Consider the following 20,931-nt stretch of genomic DNA (forward strand, 5'->3'; position numbering starts at 1 on the left):
TAATAATAATGAAAGGCCGTAAAGCTGAAGGTATCCACCTCACACGGGCATTGAAGAGCCGGCACATCTTCATGCTCTCGCTCGGTGGCGTGATCGGCACCGGGCTGTTCATGGGCTCGGGCGTGACCATCAACCAGGGCGGGCCGGTGGGCGCGATCCTGGCCTACCTGGTGGCCGGTTTCCTGATGTACCTGGTCATGGTCTGCCTGGGCGAGTTGTCGGTGCAGATGCCGGTGTCCGGCTCGTTCCAGGCCCACGCGACGAAATTCATCGGCCCGGCCACGGGCTTCATGATCGGTTGGGTGTACTGGATGAGCTGGGCCACCACCGTGGGCCTGGAGTTCACCGCTGCCGGCATGCTGATGGAGCGCTGGTTCCCCGGGGTGCCGATCTGGTACTGGTCGGCGCTGTTCGTCGCCGTGCTGTTCGGCATCAACGCCCTGGCCACCCGCGCCTTCGGCGAGGCGGAGTACTGGTTTGCCGGCATCAAGGTGGCGGCGATCCTGGGCTTCATCATCGTCGGCGTGCTGGTGATCTTCGGCGCGATCCCGCTGACCAGCGGGGCGCCGGCGCCGATGATGAGCAACCTGATCGGCGAGTCGCTGTTCCCCAATGGCCTGTCGGCCGTGTTCGCGGTGATGATGACCGTGGTCTACGCCTTCCAGGGCTGCGAGATCATGGGCGTGGCGGCGGGCGAGACCGACCAGCCGGAAAAAAGCATCCCGCGCGCGGTGCGCAACGTGGTGTTCCGCGTGCTGATCTTCTATGTGCTGGCGATCGTGGTGCTGTCGGCGATCGTGCCGTGGCAGCAGGCCGGGCTGATGGAAAGCCCGTTCGTGCAGGTGTTCGACATGGTCGGCATTCCCTTTGCCGCGGACCTGATGAACTTCGTGATCCTCACGGCGATTCTCTCGGTGGGCAACTCCGGCCTCTATGCCTCCACCCGCATCCTCTGGGCCATGTCCAAGACCGGCATGGCGCCCCGCAGCCTGTCGCCGCTGAGCAGTCGTGGCGTGCCACTGCGGGCGCTGTTCATCACCCTGTGCTTTGCGCTGGTGTCGCTGATGACCAGCTTCGTCGCCGCCGACACCTTGTTCATGGTGCTGATGGCAGTGAGCGGGATGTCGGGCACGGTGACCTGGATCGTGATTGCCCTGGCGCAGTACCGCTTCCGCCAGCAGTTCCTGCGTGATGGCGGGCAGTTGAGTGAGCTGAAGTACCGGGCACCGCTGTATCCGCTGGTGCCGTTGCTGTGTATTACCCTGTGCAGTTCGCTGTTCGTGTTTCTGGCGATGGATGAGACCCAGCGGCCTTCGTTGTACTGGGGCTTTGGGTTTATTGCGCTGTGTTATGTGGCGTACTTCGTGGTGCAGCGTAAGCGCCAGGGGGTAGGGCTGGAGCCGGATATGCCGGTGGCGTGACACGGAATTTGGGGCCGCTTTGCGGCCCATCGCCGGCAAGCCGGCTCCCACAGGGACCGCGCAAAGCTCGAGATCGCGCTGTACCTGTGGGAGCCGGCTTGCCGGCGATGGGCTGCGCAGCAGCCCTGGCATCAAGAGCAGTTGTACAAAGTTGTAACAGCGCCCGCCGATGCACCGCTTAGTCAAAAAATAAATCTATATAAAACAATGAGATAAATAGATTTCTCAGCTGTTACACGCCTACCACCCCGGCAATTGCCTCCTTACTGAACACTCGTTTAGCATGAGCCTCAGGTCTTACCCCCAATCACAATAATTCGAGGCCCGTCATGACCGCTCCGTCGTCCCTACTCACGCAGGTTGAAGCCGGCGTCGCCTGGATCACCCTGAACCGCCCCGAGCAGCGCAACGCGCTGGATATCCCCACCCTGAAGACGCTGCACGCCACCCTCGAGGCGTACAACAGCGACCCGGCCGTGCGCGTGGTGGTGCTGACCGGCAGCGGCCGCAGCTTCTGCGCCGGCGCCGACCTTGCCGAATGGGCCGAGGCCGAAGCCCGTGGCGCCCTGGAAACCTATGGCTGGACCGAAACCGCCCACGCCTTGATGCAGTGCCTGCACAACCTGGACAAACCCACCATCGCCGCCATCAACGGCACCGCCGTCGGCGCCGGCATGGACCTGTCGCTGTGCTGCGACCTGCGCCTGGCCGCCCAGTCGGCGCGCTTCAAGGCCGGCTACACCAGCATGGCCTACTCGTCGGACGCCGGCGCCAGCTGGCACTTGCCGCGACTGATCGGCAGCGAGCAGGCCAAGCGCCTGCTGTTCCTCGACGAGCTCTGGGGTGCCGAGCGCGCACTGGCCGCCGGCCTGGTCGGTGAAGTGGTCGCCGACGAGCAGTTGCCCGGCGCCACCGCCGAGCTTGCCGCACGCCTGGCCCAGGGGCCGACCTTCGCCTTCACCCAGACCAAACGGCTGATCCGCGAGGGCGCCGCGCGCAGCCTCGGCGAACAGCTCAGCGCAGAGCTCGCCGCCGGCCTGCTCTGCGGGCGCAGCGACGATGGCGCCGAAGCCCTGCGCGCGGCCAGCGAAAAACGCGCACCACGCTTCACCGGCAAGTAAGCACTCACTCATTCCCCGGTTACCCAGGAACAGGCCATGAATTTCCAACTGACCCAAGAACAAGAAATGTTGGTGGATGCCGTACGCAGCTTCGTCGCCAAGGAGCTGTTGCCCCATGAAGAAGCCGTGGACCGCGCCGATGAAGTATCCCCGGAGCTCGCCGCGCAGATCCGTGGCAAGGCCATCGCCGCCGGCTTCTATGCCTTCAACATGCCCGAAGAGGTCGGTGGCGGCGGCCTCGACTACCTGTCCCAGGCACTGATCGAGCGCGAGCTGTCGAAAGTTTCCTGGGCCCTGCACGTGTTCGTCGCGCGGCCGTCGAAAATCCTCATGGCCTGCACCGGCCAGCAGGTCGAGGACTACCTGCTGCCGTGCATCCGCGGCGAGAAGACCGACTGCTTCGCCCTGACCGAACCGGGCGCAGGCTCCGATGCCAACTCGATCAAGACCCGCGCCGTGCGCGAAGGCGACGACTTCGTCATCAACGGCAGCAAGCACTTCATCAGCCATGCCGGGCACGCCGATTTCGCCATCGTCTTCGCCGTCACCGACACCTACGAGCACAACGGCAAGAAGCGCAACGCCGTCACCGCCTTGCTGGTCGACCGCGGCACCCCGGGCATGACCATCCGCCGCGGCCCCAAATGCGTGAGCAACCGCGGCTACCACACCTACGAGCTGTTCTTCGACGACTGCAAGGTACCGGCCAGCAAGGTGCTCGGCGAAGTCGGCAAGGGCTGGGAGGTGGCCAACGCCTGGCTCACCGCAGGCCGGGTGATGGTCGCCGCCAACTGCGTCGGCCAGGCCCAGCGCGCGCTGGATGTGTCGCTGCAATGGGCGGCCGACCGCAAGCAGTTCGGCCAGCCGATCGGCAGCTACCAAGGTGTGTCGTTCAAGCTCGCCGACATGGCCACGCAGATTCGCGCCGCCGAACTGCTGACCCTGCACACCGCCTGGAAGATGGACCAGGGCAGCATGACCGACGGCGAGGCCGGCATGGCCAAGCTGTTCGCCAGCGAAGTGCTGGGCAAGGTCGCCGACGAGGCGGTGCAGATCTACGGCGGCATGGGCCTGATGGACGAAGGCCCGGTCGAGCGCATCTGGCGCAACGCGCGGATCGAGCGGATCTGGGAAGGCACCTCGGAGATCCAGCGGCACATCATCTCTCGCGAACTGCTGCGCCCGCTGTTGCGCTGACCGGAGAATCGCCATGTCGCAAGCCATTCGTGACAACCTCAAACGCCTGCTGGCGCCCCGGCACCTGGCCTTCATCGGCGGGCGCAGCATGGCCCGCGCGCTCAAGCGCTGCGCCGACGGCGGCTACGCCGGCCAGATGTGGCTGGTGAACCCGCAGCACGCCAGCATCGACGGCGTGCCGTGCGTGGGCAGCGTGGCCGAGCTGCCCTGCGCGCCGGATGCGGTGTTCATCGCCACCAACCGCGAACTGACCCTGGCCTGTGTCGGCGAACTCGCCGCCAAAGGCGCGGGCGGGGCGATCTGCTACGCCTCGGGCTTCGCCGAAAGCGGCGCCCAGGGCCAGGCCCTGCAACAGCAGCTGCTCGCCGCCGCCGGCGACATGGCGCTGCTCGGGCCCAACTGCTACGGCCTGCTCGACTACCTGCACAGTGCGGCCCTGTGGCCCGTGGCCCACGGCGGCAAGGCCGTGGAGAAGGGCGTTGCGGTGCTGACCCAGAGCGGCAACTTTGCCTACAACCTGTCGATGAGCGACCGCTCGCTGCCGGTGGCCTACATGGCCTCGGTCGGCAACCAGGCGCAGCTGGGCATCGCCGAACTGATGGACGTGTTGCTCGACGAGCCGTGCGTCACCGCCATCGGCCTGCACCTGGAAGGCCTGAAGAACGTGCCAGGCTTCGCCCGCGCCGCCCACAAGGCCTTGGAAAAGGGCATCCCGATCATCGCGCTGAAGACCGGCGTGTCGCAGATCGGCGCCGAGCTTGCGCTGAGCCACACCAGCTCGCTGTCCGGCTCCGATGCCCTGTACGACAGCCTGTTCGAACGCCTGGGGGTGATCCGCGTCAGCGGCCCGGTGAGCTTCGTCGAAACCCTCAAGGCCGCCGCCTGCGGCAACCTGCCCAAAGGCGACAGCTTGATCGCGCTGGCCTGCTCGGGCGGCGATGCCGGGCTGATCGCCGACTATGCGGAAAGCAACCACCTGCGCCTGCCGGCCCTGGACGGCAGCCAGGTCGAGGAACTGGCCCAGGTACTGCCGGCCTATGCCAACCTGGTCAACCCGCTGGACTTCACCACCGCGATCTGGGGCGACGGCCCGGCCAAGCAACGCATGCTCGACAGCGCCCTGCGCAGCGACGCCGACGCGGCGATGCTGGTGCTGGACTACCCTGCCGAATTCACCGGCGAGCGCAAGGAATGCGACCTGCTGCTGGAGCTGTACTGCGCGGCGCTCCAGCGCCATGGCAAGACCGGCTTCGTTACCTCGGCCTTCCCCGAACTGCTGCCGGCCAGCGCCCGCGAGCGCTTGCATGCTGCCGGCGTGCCGGCGCTGCAAGGGGTGGAGGATGGCCTGGCCGCCTGGGGCCGCGTGGCGCGCTACGCGCAGCAGCGCCAGGCCTTGCTGGCCCTGGGCGAGTCGGCGCTGGTGCCGCTGTGCCCGCAGGCGCTTGCAGGCGACGGCAAGCTGCTCAACGAATGGGAATCGAAACAGGCCCTGCGCGGCTTCGGCCTGCCGGTTCCGGAGGGCGTGCTGAGCAGCCCGCAGTACGCCCTCGCCGATGCCCGCAAGGTCGGTTTCCCGCTGGTGCTCAAAGCGGTCAGCGCGCAGTTGCCGCACAAGACCGAGGCCGGCGCCGTGGCGCTGAACCTGGGTGACGAGGCCGCCCTCGGCGCCGCCCTGGGGCAGATGCGCGCACGCATCGGCGCTTACGCCCCGGGCGTCGGCTTCGACCAGGTGCTGCTCGAGCCCATGGCCGGCGCGCCCTTGGCCGAGCTGATCGTCGGCATCAAGCGCGAGGCGGACTTCGGCCTGGCGCTGGTGATCGGTGCGGGCGGCATCCTCGTCGAGCTGCTCAAGGACAGCAAGAGCCTGCTGCTGCCGACCACCGACGGCGCCATCCGCAACGCCGTGCTCGGCCTGCGCAGCGCGGCCTTGCTGCAGGGCTTTCGTGGCAAGCCTGCGGCCGACCTGGACGCCCTGGTCAGCGCCATCCGCGCGGTGGCCGACTACGCCTGCGAAAACGCCAGCCAGCTCCTGGAGCTGGATGTGAACCCATTGATGGTCGGTGCCAGCGGCACCACCGCGGTCGATGCCTTGATCCGTCTCGGCCAGGTGCAAGGACATGAACATGACTAACCCCACATTGACGGGCGGCCAGGCGCTGGTGCGCCTGCTGGCCAACTACGGCGTCGACACCGTGTTCGGCATCCCCGGCGTGCACACCCTGGAGCTCTACCGCGGCCTGCCCGGCAGCGGCATCCGCCACGTGCTCACCCGCCACGAGCAGGGCGCAGGTTTCATGGCCGATGGTTATGCGCGGGTCAGCGGCAAGCCGGGGGTGTGTTTCATCATCACCGGCCCCGGCGTGACCAACGCGGCCACCGCCATCGGCCAGGCCTATGCCGACTCGATCCCGATGCTGGTGATCTCCAGCGTCAACCACACCGCGAGCCTGGGCAAAGGCTGGGGCTGCCTGCACGAAACCCAGGACCAGCGCGCCATGACCGCGCCGATCACCGCCTTCTCGGCCGTGGCCCTGAAGGCCGAGGACCTGCCCGAGCTGGTCGCCCGTGCCTACGCCGTGTTCGACAGCGAACGCCCGCGCCCGGTGCACATCTCGGTGCCGCTGGACGTGCTGGCAGCGCCGGTGGCGCGGGACTGGAGCCATGAAGTGGTACGCCGCCCTGGCCGCGGCCCGGCCAATACCGAGAGCCTGGAGCTGGCCGCCAGCAAGCTGGCGGCGGCCAAGCGCCCGATGATCATCGCCGGCGGTGGCGCGTTGCAGGCGGCTGCCGAGCTGCAACTGTTGAGCAAGCGCCTGGCCGCGCCGTTCTTCACCAGCGTCGCCGGCAAAGGGCTGGCGCCGCTGGACTCGCCACTCAATGCCGGCTCCACCCTGTGCGTGGAGCCGGGCTGGGAGTTGATCGCCGAGGCCGATGTGGTGCTGGCGGTCGGCACCGAGATGGCCGACACCGACTTCTGGCGCGAGCGTTTGCCGCTGAACGGCGAGTTGCTGCGGGTGGACATCGACCCGCGCAAGTTCAACGACTTCTACCCCTGCGCGGTGGCGTTGCAGGGCGATGCCAAGCAGACCGTGGCAGCGCTGCTCGAGCACCTGCCCGATTCCTCGCGCGATGCCACCCAGGCCAGTGCCGCCGTGGCGCGCCTGCGCACTGCGGTGAAGGCAAGCCACGGCCCGTTGCAGTCGACCCACCAGGCGATCCTCGCGCGCATCGCGGCAGCGCTGCCGGACAATGCCTTCATCAGCACCGACATGACCCAGCTGGCCTACACCGGCAACTACGTGTTCAACAGCCGCGCGCCGCGCAGCTGGCTGCACCCGACCGGCTACGGCACCCTCGGCTACGGCCTGCCGGCCGGTATCGGCGGGATGTTCGGCAGCGACGACCGCCCGGGCCTGGTGCTGGTGGGCGACGGCGGCTTCCTCTACACCGCGCAGGAGCTGGCCACCGCCGTCGAGGAGCTGGACCGCCCGCTGGTGGTGCTGCTGTGGAACAACGACGCACTCGGCCAGATCCGCGACGACATGCTCAACCTGGACATCGAGCCCATCGGCGTGCTGCCGCGCAACCCGGACTTCGCAGGCCTGGCCCGCGCATTCGGCTGCACGGTGGCCCAGCCGCAGAGCCTCGACGAACTGCAACGGGACTTGCGCGGCGGCTTCGCCCGCAACGGCGTGACCCTGATCGAGCTCAAGCACGCCTGCGCGCGCTGAGCCCATCCCGCACAACAGGATACTAGCCATGCGCTTTTCTTCTTTGACCCAACGTATCGCCGGCGACGGCGCGGCCGCCTGGGAGATCCACTACCGCGCCCTGGCCATGCTCGAACAGGGCCGCGACGTGCTGTTGCTGTCGGTCGGCGACCCAGACTTCGACACCCCGGCGCCGATCGTCCAGGCGGCGGTGGACAGCCTGCAGGCCGGCCACACCCACTACGCCGACGTGCGCGGCAAGCGCAGCCTGCGCGAGGCCATCGCCCGTCGCCACCAGCAGCGCAGCGGCCAGGCGGTGACGGCCGACCAGGTGACGGTGCTGGCCGGCGCCCAGTGCGCGCTGTTCTGCGTGGCGCAGTGCGTGCTGGGGCCGGGCGATGAGGTGATCGTCGCCGAGCCGATGTACGTCACCTACGAGGCAGTGTTCGGTGCCTGCGGCGCCAAGGTGGTGCCGGTGCCGGTGCGCTCGGAGCATGGTTTTCGCGTGCAGGCCGAAGACGTTGCCGCGCGCATCACCCCGCGCACCCGCGCCCTGGCACTGAACAGCCCGCACAACCCCTCCGGCGCCAGCCTGCCGCGCAGCACCTGGGAGGCCCTGGCCGAGCTGTGCATCGCCCATGACCTGTGGCTGATCAGCGACGAGGTGTACAGCGAGCTGCTGTTCGACGGCGAGCACATCAGCCCGGCCAGCCTGCCGGGCATGGCCGAGCGCACGGCGACGCTCAACAGCCTGTCCAAGTCGCACGCCATGACTGGCTGGCGGGTCGGCTGGGTGGTCGGCTCGCCGGCTCTGGCCGGGCACCTGGAAAACCTGGCGCTGTGCATGCTCTACGGCTCGCCCGACTTCATCCAGGACGCCGCGGTGGCTGCGCTGGAACAGCCGTTGCCGGAGCTCGAAGCCATGCGCGAGGCCTACCGCCAGCGCCGCGACCTGGTGTGCGCAAGCCTTGCCGATTGCCCGGGCGTGCGCGCGCTCAAGCCCGATGGCGGGATGTTCGTGATGGTCGATATCCGCGAGACCGGGCTCAGCGCCCAGGACTTTTCCAACCGCCTGCTCGACCTGCATGGCGTGTCGGTGCTGGCCGGCGAGGCCTTCGGCCCGAGCGCGGCGGGGCATATCCGCCTGGGCCTGGTGCTCGCGGCCGCGCCGCTGCGCGAGGCCTGCCGGCGCATCGCCCTGTGCGCCCGTGAGCTGATGGAGGCGCAGCATCATGCGTGAATACACCCGCCTGTACATCGATGGGCGCTGGCAGCAGCCGGCGGGGCAGGGCATGGCCGAGGTGATCGACCCGGCCAGCGAGGCGGTCGCCGGCAAGGTGCCGCTGGGTAACGAAGCGGATGTGGAGCGCGCGGTCGCGGCGGCGCGCAGGGCTTTTGCCGGCTGGTCGCGCACGCCGTCCAGCGTGCGCGCCGGGTACATTCGCGTCCTGGTTGAACAGCTCAAGGCGCGTGCCGACGAGATGGCCGCCGTGATCACCAGCGAACTGGGCATGCCGGTGCAGTGGTGCCGGCCGGTGCAGGTCGACGGGCCGATCGTCGGCCTTGAGCAGTACATCGAGCTGGCGGGGTTGATGGATGAGGTCCGCGAGGTCGGCAACTCGTTGGTGTACCGCGAGGCGGTGGGCGTGTGCGCCTTCATCAACCCCTGGAACTACCCGCTGCACCAGCTGATCGGCAAGCTGGCGCCGGCCTTGGCCGCCGGGTGCACGGTGGTGGTCAAGCCGAGCCAGGAAACCCCGCTGCATGCGTTCGTGCTGGCCGAGATGATCGAGGCCATCGGGTTGCCGGCCGGGGTGTTCAACCTGGTCAGCGGGCCGGGGTCGAAGGTGGGCGAGGCGCTGGCCCGGCATCCGCAGGTGGACATGGTTTCGTTCACCGGCTCCACCGGTGCGGGCGTGCGGGTGGCGCAGGCGGCGGCGCCGTCGGTGAAGCGCGTGTGCCTGGAGCTGGGCGGCAAGTCGCCGCTGCTGATCACCGCCGATGCGGACCTTGAAGCCGCGGTGCGCTATGGCGTGCAGGACGTGATGATCAACTCGGGGCAGACCTGCACGGCGCTGACCCGCATGCTGTTGCCGGCGTCGCGCTATGCCCAGGCGCTGGAGATTGCCGTGGACGAGGCCCGTGGGCTGGTGATGGGCGACCCGCAGGATGCGCGCAGTTTCCTCGGGCCGATGTGTTCGGCGGCGCAGCGGCGCACGGTGCAGGATTACATCCGCATTGGCCTTGAAGAAGGTGCGCGGCTGCTGTGTGGCGGTGAGACGGCGCCGGGCCTGGAGCGCGGGTTCTACGTGCCGCCGACGATCTTTGCCGATGTCGACAACCGCATGCGTATCGCCCAGGAGGAAATCTTCGGGCCGGTGCTGTGCTTGATCCCTTGTGCCGACGAAGCCGAGGCAGTCGCCCTGGCCAATGATTCACCGTTCGGGCTGTCCAGCGCCGTCTGGGCGGGTAGCCGCGACAAGGCGTTGCAGCTTGCGCGCCAGCTGCGTGCGGGGCAGTGCTTCGTCAATGGTGGGGCGTTCAACTACCAGGCGCCGTTTGGCGGGTACAAGCAATCGGGCAATGGCCGCGAGTGGGGCGAGGAGGGGCTGGGCGAGTTCGTCGAGACCAAGGCCGTTCAGTTTTAGTATCACGGTGGTGCATTGAGTGTTTGACGACAAGGATGTTGCGCCCTTGAGATCGAGCGCCGCCCGCGCGGCGCATCGCGGATAAAATCCGCTCCTACATTCGTTGCAACGTGCCACGGTCTGTCAGGCCATGGTTGTCCGCTTTTAGCGCCCGCCGAGAAGTCCCGTCGTGCCACCAGGGCTGACAACCATGGCCTATCAGGCATAGGTACGTTGCAACAAATGTAGGAGCGGATTTTATCCGCGATGCGCCGCGCGGGCGGCGCTCGATCTCACAGACGCAAACCCTTCCCTGCCGAGCACTGACGGTCATGCAATGTCGCTGTATTCCTTCGGCGTATCAAAGGCGACAAACAGCTGATCCGCCGTGATCGCCCCCAGGTCCAGGCGCATGTTCTGCTCCAGCATGGCAAACAGCCGAGTAAACACCTCGTACACCTTGCAGTGATCCTCGAGCCCGGCAAACGGGTTGTCGATCTTCTCGGCGATCAGCGAGCTTTCCTGCACCGCGTCATACACCTCGCGCAGGGTGATCTCCCGCGGCGCACGGGCCAGGGTCACGCCGCCCTGGGCGCCGCGAAACGAGGTCAGGATGTTGGCCTTGACCATCTGCGACACCAGCCCGCGCACGCGGGTAGGGTGCACCTTCACCCATTTGGCGATGGTCTCGGTGCGCAGCTTCTGCGGCGCATTGGCGGCCACGAACGAGAGAATGTACGAAGCAGTGATGAGTCGGGTCGACTGGCTCATGGAGGTAATGGCTCCCTGCGAAAACCGCAATGTTACAGCATCGAAAAGCCCGTCATCGGGCCCTGGAAAAGCGCTTGTCGTGCCGCTAATGTATTTGTTACGGTAACAATTACAAATTATACACAGCTTCTACGCACTCCGCTTTGACCGAACAACAATTCCTTGCGGTTCAACAGGGGCAAATGCCATGAGCGATAACAACAACAAGAGTCCTCTCGTCATTCCCGAAGGCGGCCTGCCGCGCCGGGACTTCCTCAAGTACAGCGCCGCTGCCGCGGCCATCGCCGGGGCATTCTCCCTCGGCCTGCCATTGAACAGCTTTGCCGAAGAGGCCACGCCCAAACCAGGCGGCACCCTGCGCCTGGGCCTGGCCGGGGGCAGCACCACCGACTCGAAAGACCCAGGCTCCTGGGTCGACACCTTCACCTTCGTCGGCTTTTCGGCGGTGTACAACACCCTCAGCGAAATCGCCGTGGACGGCACGGCCATCCCGGAGCTGGCCGAGCGCTGGGAATCGAGCCCGGACGCGAAAGTCTGGACCTTCACCCTGCGCCAGGGTGTGACCTTCCACAACGGCAAAACCCTTGTCGCCGATGATGTGGTCGCCTCGATCCAGCACCACCTGGGCGACAACTCCACCTCCGCAGCCAAGACCGTGCTCGGCGATGTCGCCAAGGTGTCGGCCAGCGCCCCCGACACCGTGGTGTTCGAGCTGCATTCGGGCAACGCGGACTTTGCCTACGTGGTCGCCGACTACCACCTGGTGATCATGCCCGCCAAGGACGGCCTGGCCGACTGGCAGGCCGGCGTCGGCACCGGCGGCTACCGCATCAAGGGCTTCGAGCCGGGCGTGCGCATGGACCTTGAGCGCAGCCCCGACTACTGGAAGCCGGGCAGGGCGCATTTCGCCAGCGCCGAGCTGATCGCCATCGCCGACGGCGCGGCACGGGTCAACGCCCTGGTCACCGGCAAGGTCGATGTGATCAACAAGGTCGACCTCAAGACCGTGGCCCTGCTCAAGCGCAACCCCAAGCTTGTGATCGAGGAAACCAAGGGCGCCCAGCACTACACCTTCCCGATGCTCTGCGACAGCCAGCAGTTTCGCGACAACAACGTGCGCATGGCGCTCAAGCACGCGGTCAACCGCGAAACCCTGCTGGCCTCGGTGCTCTACGGCTATGGCCAGGTCGGCAACGACCACCCGCTGCAGCCGGCCAACCGCTTCATCAACCCGGCCCTGGAGCAGCGCGTCTACGACCCGGACAAGGCCCGCTTCTACCTGCGCCAGGCCGGCATGGACAGCCTCAAGGTGCGCCTGCAGGCCTCCGACGCCGCCTACAGCGGCGCGGTGGACGCCTCGGTGCTGTTCAAGGAGCAGGCGCGCCAGGCCGGCATCGACATCGACGTGGTGCGCGAGCCGGCCGACGGCTTCTTCTCCAACGTGTGGATGAAACAACCCTTCACCACCTCGTTCTGGTACTCCAGCCTCACCGCCGACCGCATGTTCAGCATCGGCTACGCCAAGGGCGCGGCGTGGAACGAGACGCACTGGGACAACCCGCGCTTCAACCAGCTGCTCAACGCCGCCCGCGGCGAGATGAACGAGCCGCTGCGCCGCGAGATGTACAACGAGATGCAGGCGCTGTGCCGCGATGACGGCGGTGCGATCGTGCCGCTGTTCGCCAGCTCCGTCGCCGCCCGCTCCAGCCGCGTGGCCCATGGCCCGCTGACCGCGCCCTATGGCGAGCTGGATGGGCTGCGGGTGATCGAGCGCTGGTGGCAGGCCTGAACCGGTCGCGTTTCGCAAGGCTGAACCCTGCATCCAGTGAAGGAGTTGTACGGTGAACAATCTTGGCAAACTGCTTGTGCAGCGCCTGGCCCTGGGCCTGTTGTCGCTGCTTGCGGTCTCGGTGGTGATCTTCCTGGCCGTCGGCATGCTGCCGGGCGACATCGCCCAGGCCATGCTCGGCCAGTCGGCCACCCCGGAAACGGTGGCGGCATTCCGCGCCCAGCTTGGGCTCGACCTGCCGGCGCTGCAGCGCTTCGTCAACTGGGCCTGGCGCCTGCTGCACGGTGACCTGGGCGTGTCGCTGGCCAACCAGCGGCCGATCGCCGAACTGGTCGGCACGCGCCTGGGCAACACCTTCAGCCTGGCCCTGCTGGCGGCGCTGTTCTCGGTGCCGACGGCGCTGCTGCTGGGCATGCTCGCGGCGTTGTACCGCAACAGCTGGTTCGACCGGCTGCTCAATACCGGGGCGCTGAGCGCGGTGTCGTTCCCCGAGTTCTTCGTCGCCTACATCCTGATCCTGGTGTTCGCGGTGAAGCTCGAATGGCTGCCGGGTATCTCCAGCCTGGCGCCGGATGCCTCGCTTGGCGAAGTGCTGCAGGTGTCGGTGCTGCCGGTGGCGACCCTGAGCCTGGTGGTGATCGCGCAGATGATGCGCATGACCCGCGCCTCGCTGATCAACCTGCTGGCCAGCCCCTACATCGAGATGGCCCGGCTCAAGGGCGTGTCGCCGGCACGGATCATCTTCAAGCACGCCTTGCCCAATGCGCTGGCGCCGATCGTCAACGTGGTGGCGCTGAACCTGGCGTACCTGGTGGTGGGCGTGGTGGTGGTGGAGGTGGTGTTCGTCTACCCGGGCCTGGGCCAGTTGCTGGTGGACTCGGTGGCCAAGCGCGACATCCCGGTGGTGCAGGCCTGCAGCCTGATCTTCGCCGGCACCTACATCCTGCTCAATACCGGCGCCGACGTGCTGTCGATCGCCAGCAACCCACGCCTGATGCATCCGAAGGGGTAGTCCATGAGCCTGATCACACCTCTGCTGCGCGCACCCTTGAGCGCCAAGTTCGGCCTGCTGGTGATCGTTGCCTACATCGTGGTGGCGCTGTTCGCGCCGCTGCTGGCGCCTTACGGCGAAACCCAGGTGGTCGGCGAGGGCTTCGCGCCCTGGGGCCCGCAATTTCTGCTGGGCACCGACAACCTTGGCCGCGACATGTTCAGCCGCCTGCTGTACGGCGCCCGCAACACCCTGGGCATCGCCTTCCTGACCACCAGCCTTGCGTTCCTGCTGGGCGGCCTGTGCGGGCTGGTGGCGGCGATCAAGGGCGGCTGGATCGACCAGGGGCTGTCGCGCGTGGTCGACATCCTGATGGCCATCCCGCAACTGATCTTCGCCTTGCTGATCCTCAGCGTGGTCGGCACCACCGCCACCTCGCTGGTGCTGGTGATCGCGCTGCTCGATGCCACGCGGGTGTTCCGCCTGTCGCGGGCGGTGGCGATGAACGTGGTGGTGCAGGATTTCGTCGAGGCGGCGCGGTTGCGCGGGGAAGGGCTGTGGTGGCTGGTCACCCGCGAGGTGCTGCCCAACGCCGCGGCGCCGCTGATCGCCGAGTTCGGCCTGCGTTTCTGCTTCGTCTTCCTGTTCATCAGCGCCTTGTCGTTCCTCGGCCTTGGCATCCAGCCGCCGACCGCCGACTGGGGCAGCATGGTGCGCGACAACGCGGTGCTGATCACCTTCGGTGACATCAGCCCGCTGCTTCCGGCCCTGGCGGTGGCGTTGATCACGGTGAGCGTGAACTTTGTCGTCGATTGGGTGCTGCACCTGTCCAGTGGCCTGAAGGAGTGCTGAGCATGAGCAACGATACCTTGCTGCAAATAAGCGACCTGCGCATCGAAGGCCACTACGAGAACGCCTGGCACCCGTTGATCAAGGGCATCGACCTGACCTTGAAGCGCGGCGAAGTGCTGGGGCTGATCGGCGAGTCCGGGGCCGGCAAGTCGACCTTGGGCCTGGCCTCCATGGGGTATGTGCGCGATGGCTGCCGCATCACCGGCGGTAGCGTGCGGTTCGACGGCATCGAGTTGCTCCAGGCCAGCGCCGAAACCCTGCGCAAGCTGCGCGGTCTGCGCATCGCCTATGTCGCGCAGAGCGCCGCCGCCTCGTTCAACCCGGCGCACCGGCTGATCGACCAGCACGTGGAAACCGCCGTGATCAACGGGGGTATCGACCGCGCCAAGGCCGAAGCCGAGGCCGTGGAGCTTTACCGCATCCTGCGCCTGCCGGACCCTGAGCACATCGGCCAGCGCTACCCGCACCAGCTCTCCGGCGGCCAGTTGCAGCGGGTGATGACAGCCATGGCCATGGCCTGCCACCCGGACCTGATCGTCTTCGACGAACCCACCACGGCGCTCGACGTCACCACCCAGATCGAAGTGCTGGCGGCGATCCGCGATGCGGTGAAGACCTTCGGCAGCGCCGCGCTGTACATCAGCCATGACCTGGCGGTGGTGGCGCAGATGGCCGACCGCATCATGGTGCTGCGCCACGGCAGCCTGGTGGAGGAGGCGCAGACCCGCACCATGCTCAGCGCGCCGCAGCAGGCCTACACCCAGTCGCTGTGGGCGGTGCGCAACTTCCACACCTCGGCCAAGGCCTGCCCGCGCGACGAAAAGCCCTTGCTCGAGGTGCGCAAGGTCGACGCCAGCTATGGCCATCAGCCGGTGCTGCACGAAGTGTCGCTGAAACTCTATCGCGGCCAGACCCTGGCGGTGATCGGCGAGTCGGGCAGTGGCAAGAGCACCACGGCGCGGCTGATCAGCGGCCTGCTGCAGCCCACTTCGGGCCAGGTGCTGTATGACGGCCAGGCGCTGCCGGCGGACTATCGCCAGCGCAGCAAGGAGCAGCTGCGGCGCATCCAGATGATCTACCAGATCCCCGACACGGCGCTCAACCCACGCCAGCGCATCGTCGACATCATTGGCCGGCCGTTGAGCTTCTACCTGGGCCTCAAGGGCAAGGCGTTGCGCGAGCGGGTTGCCGAGCTTTTGCGGATGATCGACCTGGAGCCGGCCAAGTACCTGGACCGCCTGCCCCGCGAGCTGTCCGGCGGGCAGAAGCAGCGGGTGTGCATCGCCCGCGCGCTGGCGGCCGAGCCGCAACTGATCATCTGCGACGAGGTGACCTCGGCGCTCGACCAGCTGGTGGCCGAGGGCGTGCTGAAACTGCTCGACCGCATCCAGCGCGAGCTGGGCGTGGCGTACCTGTTCATCACCCATGACGTGGCCACCGTGCGCGCCATCGCCGACGAGGTGCTGGTGATGCAGCGTGGGCGGGTGGTCGACCACGGCAGCCGCGAGGCGATCTTCCAGCCGCCGTTCCGTGACTACACCGGGTTGCTGTTCTCCTGCGAGCCGGAGATGGACCCCGACTGGCTCGACCGCCTGCTGGCGGCGCGCAACCCCACTTCCCCCTTGGCAACAGTTTGAGGATTGCCCATGAAAGTCTTGATCGTCCACGCTCACCCCGAGCCCCAGTCGTTCACTGCCGCGCTGCGTGACCAGGCGCTGGAAACCTTCCGCGCCCAGGGCCACGAGGTGCAGGTCAGCGACCTCTACGCCATGGGCTGGAACCCGGTGGCCAGTGCCGCTGACTTCAGCCACCGGGAAAACCCGGACTACCTGGTGTACGCGCTGGAGCAGCGGCTGGGGGTCAAGAGCGGCTCCATCGCGCCAGATATCCAGCAGGAGCTGGACAAGCTGCTGTGGGCCGACCTGCTGGTGCTGAACTTCCCGATCTTCTGGTTCTCGGCGCCGGCGATGCTCAAGGGCTGGATCGACCGGGTGCTGGTGTCGGGGGTGTGCTATGGCGGCAAGCGCTTCTACGACCAGGGCGGGCTGGCCGGCAAGCGGGCGCTGGTGACCGTGACCCTTGGCGGGCGCGAGCACATGTTTGGTGAAGGGGCGATCCATGGGCCGCTGGAGGACATGCTGCGGCCGCTCCTGCGCGGCACCCTGGCGTATGTCGGCTTCGAGGTGCTGGAGCCGTTCGTGGCGTGGCATGTGCCGTACATCAGCGACGAGGCGCGCAAGGATTTCCTGCGTGGTTACCAGCAGCGGCTGGAGCAGCTGTCGGATGACCTGCCGATGAGCTTCCCGCGCCTGGAGCAGTTCGATGAGGCGCTGTATCCGTTGCCGCGCTGAGTACGCCGTGGGGTAGGTGGTGCGCCCCATCGCCGGCAAGCCGGCTCCCACAATGGAGTGGCAGTGGCTGCGCGATCCCTGTGGGAGCCGGCTTGCCGGCGATTGGGCTGCAACGCAGCCCCAAGTACCTCAGGCAGTCGCCAGGCTCATCGCCTTGTGGGTGTCGATCAAATGCTGCACCACCCCCGGGTCAGCCAGGGTCGAGATATCCCCCAGCGCATCGTATTCCCCCGTGGCGATCTTGCGCAGGATGCGCCGCATGATCTTGCCCGAGCGGGTTTTCGGCAGCCCCGGCGCCCACTGGATCACATCCGGCGAGGCGATCGGGCCGATTTCCTTGCGCACCCAGTTCTTCAGCTCCAGGCGCAGCTGCTCGCTCGACTCCTCGCCGGCATTGAGGGTCACGTACACATAGATGCCCTGGCCCTTGATGTCGTGCGGCACGCCCACCACCGCCGCCTCGGCGACCTTGGGGTGGGCAACCATGGCGCTCTCGATCTCGGCGGTGCCCATGCGGTGCCCGGAGACGTTGAGCACGTCATCCACCCGGCCGGTGATCCAGTAGTAGCCATCCTCGTCGCGGCGCGCGCCGTCACCGGTGAAGTACATGCCGCGGAAGGTCTTGAAGTAGGTGTCGACGAAGCGGTCGTGGTCGCCGTACAGCGAGCGCGACTGGCCCGGCCAGGAATCGAGGATCACCAGGTTGCCCTCGGCGGCGCCCTCGATCAGGTTGCCCAGGTTGTCCACCAGCGCCGGCACCACGCCGAAGAACGGGCGGGTCGCCGAGCCTGGCTTGAGCGCGGTGGCACCTGGCAGCGGGCTGATCAGCACGCCGCCGGTCTCGGTCTGCCACCAGGTGTCGACGATCGGGCAACGTTCCTTGCCGACGGTCTTGTAGTACCAGTTCCACGCCTCGGGGTTGATCGGCTCGCCCACCGAGCCCAGCAGGCGCAGGCTGGAGCCGTCGGCGCCGGCCACGGCGGCCTCGCCCTCGGCCATCATCGCGCGGATGGCGGTGGGCGCGGTGTAGAGGATGTTGACCTTGTGCTTGTCGACGATCTTCGACACGCGAGTGATGTCCGGGTAGTTCGGCACGCCTTCGAACAACAGCGTGGTCGCGCCGTTGGCCAGCGGGCCGTAGACGATGTAGCTGTGGCCGGTGACCCAGCCGACGTCGGCGGTGCACCAGTAGACTTCGCCCGGGCGGTAGTCGAACACCCGCTCGTGGGTCAGCGCGGCGTACACCAGGTAGCCGCCGGTGGTGTGCAGCACGCCCTTGGGCTTGCCGGTGGAGCCGGAGGTATAAAGGATGAACAGCGGCTCTTCGGCACCCATCTCTTTTGGCGCGCAGTGGCTGGAGGCGACCTTCATCAGGTCTTCGTACCAGATGTCGCGGTGCTGGTGCCAGGCGATGTCGCCACCGGTGCGCTTGCACACGATGATCTTCTGCACGCTGCTGGTTTCAGGGTTGGTCAGCGCCAGGTCGACGTTGGCCTTGAGTGGCGTGCGGCGGCCGCCGCGCAGGCCTTCGTCGGCGGTGATGACGACCTTGGAACGGCAGTCGATGATGCGCCCGGCCAGGGCTTCGGGCGAGAAGCCGCCGAACACCACCGAGTGGATCGCACCGATGCGTGCACAGGCCAGCATCGCCACCACGGCTTCCGGGATCATTGGCATATAAATGGTGACGACATCGCCGCGGTGCACGTCCTGGCCGCGCAGGGCGTTGGCGAACTTGCAGACCTGCTCGTGCAGTTCGCGGTAGGTGATGTTGCGGTGCTCGGAAGGGTCGTCGCCTTCCCAGATGATGGCCAGCTGGTCGCCGCGCTCTTCGAGGTGGCGGTCCAGGCAGTTGGAGGACACATTGAGCGTGCCGTCGGCGAACCACTTGATGTCGACGTGGTGGTCGTCGAAGGAGGTCTGCTTGACCTTGCTGAACGGCTTGATCCAGTCCAGACGCTGGGCCTGCTCACGCCAGAAGCCGTCCGGGTTGATCACCGATTGCTGGTACATGGCCTTGTAGGTGGCCTCGTCGGTCAGGGTAGTGGCCGCAACCTCGGGACGAACGGGATACAGGTGCGCTGCACTCATCTTGGTTACCTCTGTGCAAGGGTTGTTGTTATCGCTCACAGGCCGCGCCTCAGATCTTGAAGCGGCTGAGCAGGCGATCCTGCTGGCCGACCTGTTCGACCATCTGCGAGCACTGCAGCACCTGTTGGTCGGCGCTGCCGGAAACCGCCAGGCTGATGTCGCGGATGGTGGTGGTGTTGCGGTTGATCTCTTCGCTGGTGACGCTCTGCTGCTCGGCGGCGGCGGCAATTTGCAGGGTCATGTCGTTGATGCGCTGGATCGCCTCGCGGATGCGCTCCAGGGTCTGGTTGGCGGCATGCGCATCCTCGGCCGTCTTGCCGGCGCTTTCGCGGCTTTGCTGCATGCGCCCCTGGGCGTGCTTCACGCCGCTTTGCAGCTGGTCGATCATCTCGCGGATTTCCTGGGTGGACTGCTGTGTGCGAGAGGCCAGCGAGCGCACTTCATCGGCCACCACGGCAAAGCCGCGGCCCGACTCGCCGGCCCGCGCCGCCTCGATGGCGGCATTGAGCGCGAGCAGGTTGGTCTGGTCGGCAATGCTGGTGATCACCGCCACGATCGATTCGATGCGCTGGCTGAGCATCGACAGCTCGTTGATGGCGTGGCCGGTGTCGTTCATTTCGTCGGCCAGGCGCTTGATGGCCCCGGTGGAGCGCGACACCAGGGCGACCCCGCCGTGGGTCTGCTCGGTGGCCACCAGCGCGGCTTCGGCTGCGGCCTGGGCATTGCGCGCGACGTCTTCGGCGGTCGCCGCCATCTCGGCCATGGCCGTGGCCAGCTGGTCGAGCTCCTGCAACTGCAGCTGCACCCGGCTGGCGGACTGGTCGGCTGCGCTGGAGGTTGCGGTGGAGCTTTCACGCACCTGCTGCGAGCGGCCCTTGACCTCGCCGATGAGCGTCTTGAGGTTGGCCAGCAGGTGGTTGAATTCCCGCGAGACCAGCGCCACTTCGTCGTTGCCGGCCACCTGCAGCTCACGGGTCAGGTCGCCTTCGCCGCGGTTGATGTCTTCCAGCGACTGCTTGAGGCGGTCCATCGGCCAGAGCAGGCGGCGCACCAGCATGCCCAGCACCAGCAGGCTCAGCAGCACGCCCAGGGCGGTGCCGATGAGCGCCCGCCAGGTCAGCGTATGGGCGGCGGCCATGACGATGTCCTGGTCCAGCACCACGCCGATGTACCAGTCCATGCCCTTGAGCCCGGTGAGTGGGACGAACGACACCAGCAGGGCCTTGCCGGCGCTGTCGATGTCCTGCAGGCGGCCTTCGAGAGCTGGCGTTTGGCCGCCGAACAGCGCGCTGTAGGGCTGGTCGTTGAGGGCGGCGTCGGGGTGGGAAATGATCTTGCCGTTCTTGTTCAGCAGGAACGCATAGCCGGCGCCGCCGAAGTTCAGGGTATTGATGGCCTCGGCCACCTGGGTCAGGCGGATGTCGCCGCCGAATACGCCGAGCGGGCGGCCGGCGTCGCTGATGCGGGCGACTGCCGAAATCAGGATCTCGCCGCTGGTGGAGTCTTTGTAGGGGTCGGTCAGCACCGCCTGGGCTGCGCCCTTGCCGCTGGCGTACCAGGGGCGGGTGCGGGCGTCGTAATCGGGCTTGGGGTTCCACGAGGAGGTGTTCTTGATGGGTTTGCCATCGGCGTCGAGGGCGCCGAACACCAGCTTGAACTCATCCTTGAGCAGGGGCGAGTCGAAAATGCGCTGGGTGGTTTGCGGGCTGTACTGGCTGTCGATCGCCTGGGCGGCCAGGTCCATCAGGTGGAGTTTGCCGTTGAGCCAGTTTTCGATCTGCCGGGCCACGGCAGTGCTGGTTTCGACGATGCTCGCCTGCACCTGGTCGCGCAGCAGGGTGCGCACCTGGCTGACCTGGGCCAGGGACAGCAGGCTGGTGGTGACGCACAGCACACAGGCAGCCGCGAGGCTGACCTTGTAACGGATTTTCATTGGCGGTTCCGATGATGGGAAAAGTACCGGCCCTATCGCCGGCAAGCCGGCTCCCACAGGATCTTGGGGTGCCTGTA

The 20,931-nt window shown here is 67.1% G+C and carries 15 protein-coding genes and 1 pseudogene; 12 read left to right on the forward strand and 4 right to left on the reverse strand.

Translation table 11 applies throughout. From position 1 onward, the window contains the following. Positions 1–8: 8 nt before the first annotated feature. The 7 genes from ACIPG5_RS14255 (at position 9) to ACIPG5_RS14285 (ending at position 10,097) form a co-directional block, all read left to right on the forward strand. On the forward strand, positions 9–1,421 hold the full coding sequence (locus ACIPG5_RS14255; RefSeq protein ID WP_176517696.1) for an amino acid permease: 1,413 nt from the start codon (positions 9–11) through the stop codon (positions 1,419–1,421). 329 nt (positions 1,422–1,750) lie between these two features. Then, a complete protein-coding gene (locus ACIPG5_RS14260) occupies positions 1,751–2,542 on the forward strand; it encodes an enoyl-CoA hydratase/isomerase family protein (RefSeq protein WP_401375797.1) in 792 nt (263 codons plus the stop codon). A 36-nt stretch (positions 2,543–2,578) separates the two neighbouring features. Further along, complete coding sequence (locus ACIPG5_RS14265; RefSeq protein WP_401375799.1) at positions 2,579–3,739, forward strand: acyl-CoA dehydrogenase family protein; 1,161 nt, start codon at positions 2,579–2,581, stop codon at positions 3,737–3,739. A 13-nt stretch (positions 3,740–3,752) separates the two neighbouring features. Then, entirely contained in the window at positions 3,753–5,870 is a 2,118-nt protein-coding gene (locus ACIPG5_RS14270) for an acetate--CoA ligase family protein (RefSeq protein ID WP_401375802.1), read from the forward strand. After that, positions 5,863–7,470 (forward strand): 5-guanidino-2-oxopentanoate decarboxylase, encoded by a 1,608-nt coding sequence (locus tag ACIPG5_RS14275; protein WP_401375805.1) that lies wholly within the window; start codon positions 5,863–5,865, stop codon positions 7,468–7,470. Before ACIPG5_RS14270 ends, ACIPG5_RS14275 begins: the two co-directional genes overlap by 8 nt. Before the next feature lie 28 nt (positions 7,471–7,498). Then, positions 7,499–8,689, forward strand: a complete 1,191-nt coding sequence (locus ACIPG5_RS14280; protein WP_401375808.1) for a pyridoxal phosphate-dependent aminotransferase — start codon at positions 7,499–7,501, stop codon at positions 8,687–8,689. Continuing rightward, positions 8,682–10,097, forward strand: coding sequence for an aldehyde dehydrogenase family protein (locus tag ACIPG5_RS14285; protein WP_401375810.1), 1,416 nt, complete (start codon positions 8,682–8,684; stop codon positions 10,095–10,097). Before ACIPG5_RS14280 ends, ACIPG5_RS14285 begins: the two co-directional genes overlap by 8 nt. 309 nt (positions 10,098–10,406) lie before the next feature. On the opposite strand, the gene ACIPG5_RS14290 is transcribed toward ACIPG5_RS14285, so the two are convergent. After that, a complete protein-coding gene (locus ACIPG5_RS14290) occupies positions 10,407–10,847 on the reverse strand; it encodes an Rrf2 family transcriptional regulator (protein ID WP_176518186.1) in 441 nt (146 codons plus the stop codon). Between the two features lie 187 nt (positions 10,848–11,034). Between ACIPG5_RS14290 and ACIPG5_RS14295 the strand changes: the two genes are divergently transcribed. Genes ACIPG5_RS14295 through ACIPG5_RS14315 form a run of 5 tightly spaced genes read left to right on the forward strand, consistent with a single transcriptional unit; the run spans position 11,035 to position 16,830 of the window. Continuing rightward, complete coding sequence (locus ACIPG5_RS14295) at positions 11,035–12,636, forward strand: ABC transporter substrate-binding protein (protein WP_401375813.1); 1,602 nt, start codon at positions 11,035–11,037, stop codon at positions 12,634–12,636. Positions 12,637–12,688: 52 nt separating this feature from the next. After that, the gene (locus ACIPG5_RS14300) at positions 12,689–13,648 is read left to right on the forward strand and encodes an ABC transporter permease (protein ID WP_401375815.1); all 960 of its coding nucleotides are present in this window, start codon (positions 12,689–12,691) and stop codon (positions 13,646–13,648) included. A 3-nt stretch (positions 13,649–13,651) separates the two neighbouring features. Continuing rightward, positions 13,652–14,479: an ABC transporter permease gene (locus ACIPG5_RS14305; RefSeq protein WP_176518191.1), complete on the forward strand. Its 828-nt coding sequence runs from the start codon at positions 13,652–13,654 to the stop codon at positions 14,477–14,479. Between the two features lie 2 nt (positions 14,480–14,481). Beyond that, positions 14,482–16,116, forward strand: coding sequence for an ABC transporter ATP-binding protein (locus ACIPG5_RS14310; protein WP_401375818.1), 1,635 nt, complete (start codon positions 14,482–14,484; stop codon positions 16,114–16,116). A 9-nt stretch (positions 16,117–16,125) separates the two neighbouring features. Then, positions 16,126–16,830 (forward strand): NAD(P)H-dependent oxidoreductase, encoded by a 705-nt coding sequence (locus tag ACIPG5_RS14315; RefSeq protein WP_401375821.1) that lies wholly within the window; start codon positions 16,126–16,128, stop codon positions 16,828–16,830. Between the two features lie 129 nt (positions 16,831–16,959). Here ACIPG5_RS14315 and acs read toward each other — a convergent pair whose 3' ends face one another. The 3 genes and pseudogenes from acs to ACIPG5_RS14330 form a co-directional block, all read right to left on the reverse strand. Continuing rightward, positions 16,960–18,921, reverse strand: a complete 1,962-nt coding sequence (acs, locus tag ACIPG5_RS14320) for an acetate--CoA ligase (RefSeq protein WP_401375824.1) — start codon at positions 18,919–18,921, stop codon at positions 16,960–16,962. Positions 18,922–18,970: 49 nt separating this feature from the next. After that, positions 18,971–19,684, reverse strand: coding sequence for a methyl-accepting chemotaxis protein (locus ACIPG5_RS14325; RefSeq protein ID WP_371872017.1), 714 nt, complete (start codon positions 19,682–19,684; stop codon positions 18,971–18,973). 144 nt (positions 19,685–19,828) lie between these two features. Beyond that, positions 19,829–20,854 (reverse strand): annotated as a pseudogene (locus tag ACIPG5_RS14330) (cache domain-containing protein); the annotation flags it as partial. Positions 20,855–20,931: the final 77 nt, after the last annotated feature.

This window comes from Pseudomonas sp. NPDC087029 (assembly GCF_044745345.1).
In the GTDB taxonomy this organism is placed as follows: Bacteria; Pseudomonadota; Gammaproteobacteria; order Pseudomonadales; family Pseudomonadaceae; genus Aquipseudomonas; species Aquipseudomonas faucium.

Bases quoted from the DNA above. Each gene is read 5' to 3' on its own strand.
- ACIPG5_RS14255 (WP_176517696.1), top strand. From the start codon at position 9: ATGAAAGGCCGTAAAGCTGAAGGTATCCACCTCACACGGGCATTGAAG.
- ACIPG5_RS14260 (WP_401375797.1), top strand. From the start codon at position 1,751: ATGACCGCTCCGTCGTCCCTACTCACGCAGGTTGAAGCCGGCGTCGCC.
- ACIPG5_RS14265 (WP_401375799.1), top strand. From the start codon at position 2,579: ATGAATTTCCAACTGACCCAAGAACAAGAAATGTTGGTGGATGCCGTA.
- ACIPG5_RS14270 (WP_401375802.1), top strand. From the start codon at position 3,753: ATGTCGCAAGCCATTCGTGACAACCTCAAACGCCTGCTGGCGCCCCGG.
- ACIPG5_RS14275 (WP_401375805.1), top strand. From the start codon at position 5,863: ATGACTAACCCCACATTGACGGGCGGCCAGGCGCTGGTGCGCCTGCTG.
- ACIPG5_RS14280 (WP_401375808.1), top strand. From the start codon at position 7,499: ATGCGCTTTTCTTCTTTGACCCAACGTATCGCCGGCGACGGCGCGGCC.
- ACIPG5_RS14285 (WP_401375810.1), top strand. From the start codon at position 8,682: ATGCGTGAATACACCCGCCTGTACATCGATGGGCGCTGGCAGCAGCCG.
- ACIPG5_RS14290 (WP_176518186.1), bottom strand. From the start codon at position 10,847: ATGAGCCAGTCGACCCGACTCATCACTGCTTCGTACATTCTCTCGTTC.
- ACIPG5_RS14295 (WP_401375813.1), top strand. From the start codon at position 11,035: ATGAGCGATAACAACAACAAGAGTCCTCTCGTCATTCCCGAAGGCGGC.
- ACIPG5_RS14305 (WP_176518191.1), top strand. From the start codon at position 13,652: ATGAGCCTGATCACACCTCTGCTGCGCGCACCCTTGAGCGCCAAGTTC.
- ACIPG5_RS14310 (WP_401375818.1), top strand. From the start codon at position 14,482: ATGAGCAACGATACCTTGCTGCAAATAAGCGACCTGCGCATCGAAGGC.
- ACIPG5_RS14315 (WP_401375821.1), top strand. From the start codon at position 16,126: ATGAAAGTCTTGATCGTCCACGCTCACCCCGAGCCCCAGTCGTTCACT.
- acs (WP_401375824.1), bottom strand. From the start codon at position 18,921: ATGAGTGCAGCGCACCTGTATCCCGTTCGTCCCGAGGTTGCGGCCACT.
- ACIPG5_RS14325 (WP_371872017.1), bottom strand. From the start codon at position 19,684: ATGGCCGAGATGGCGGCGACCGCCGAAGACGTCGCGCGCAATGCCCAG.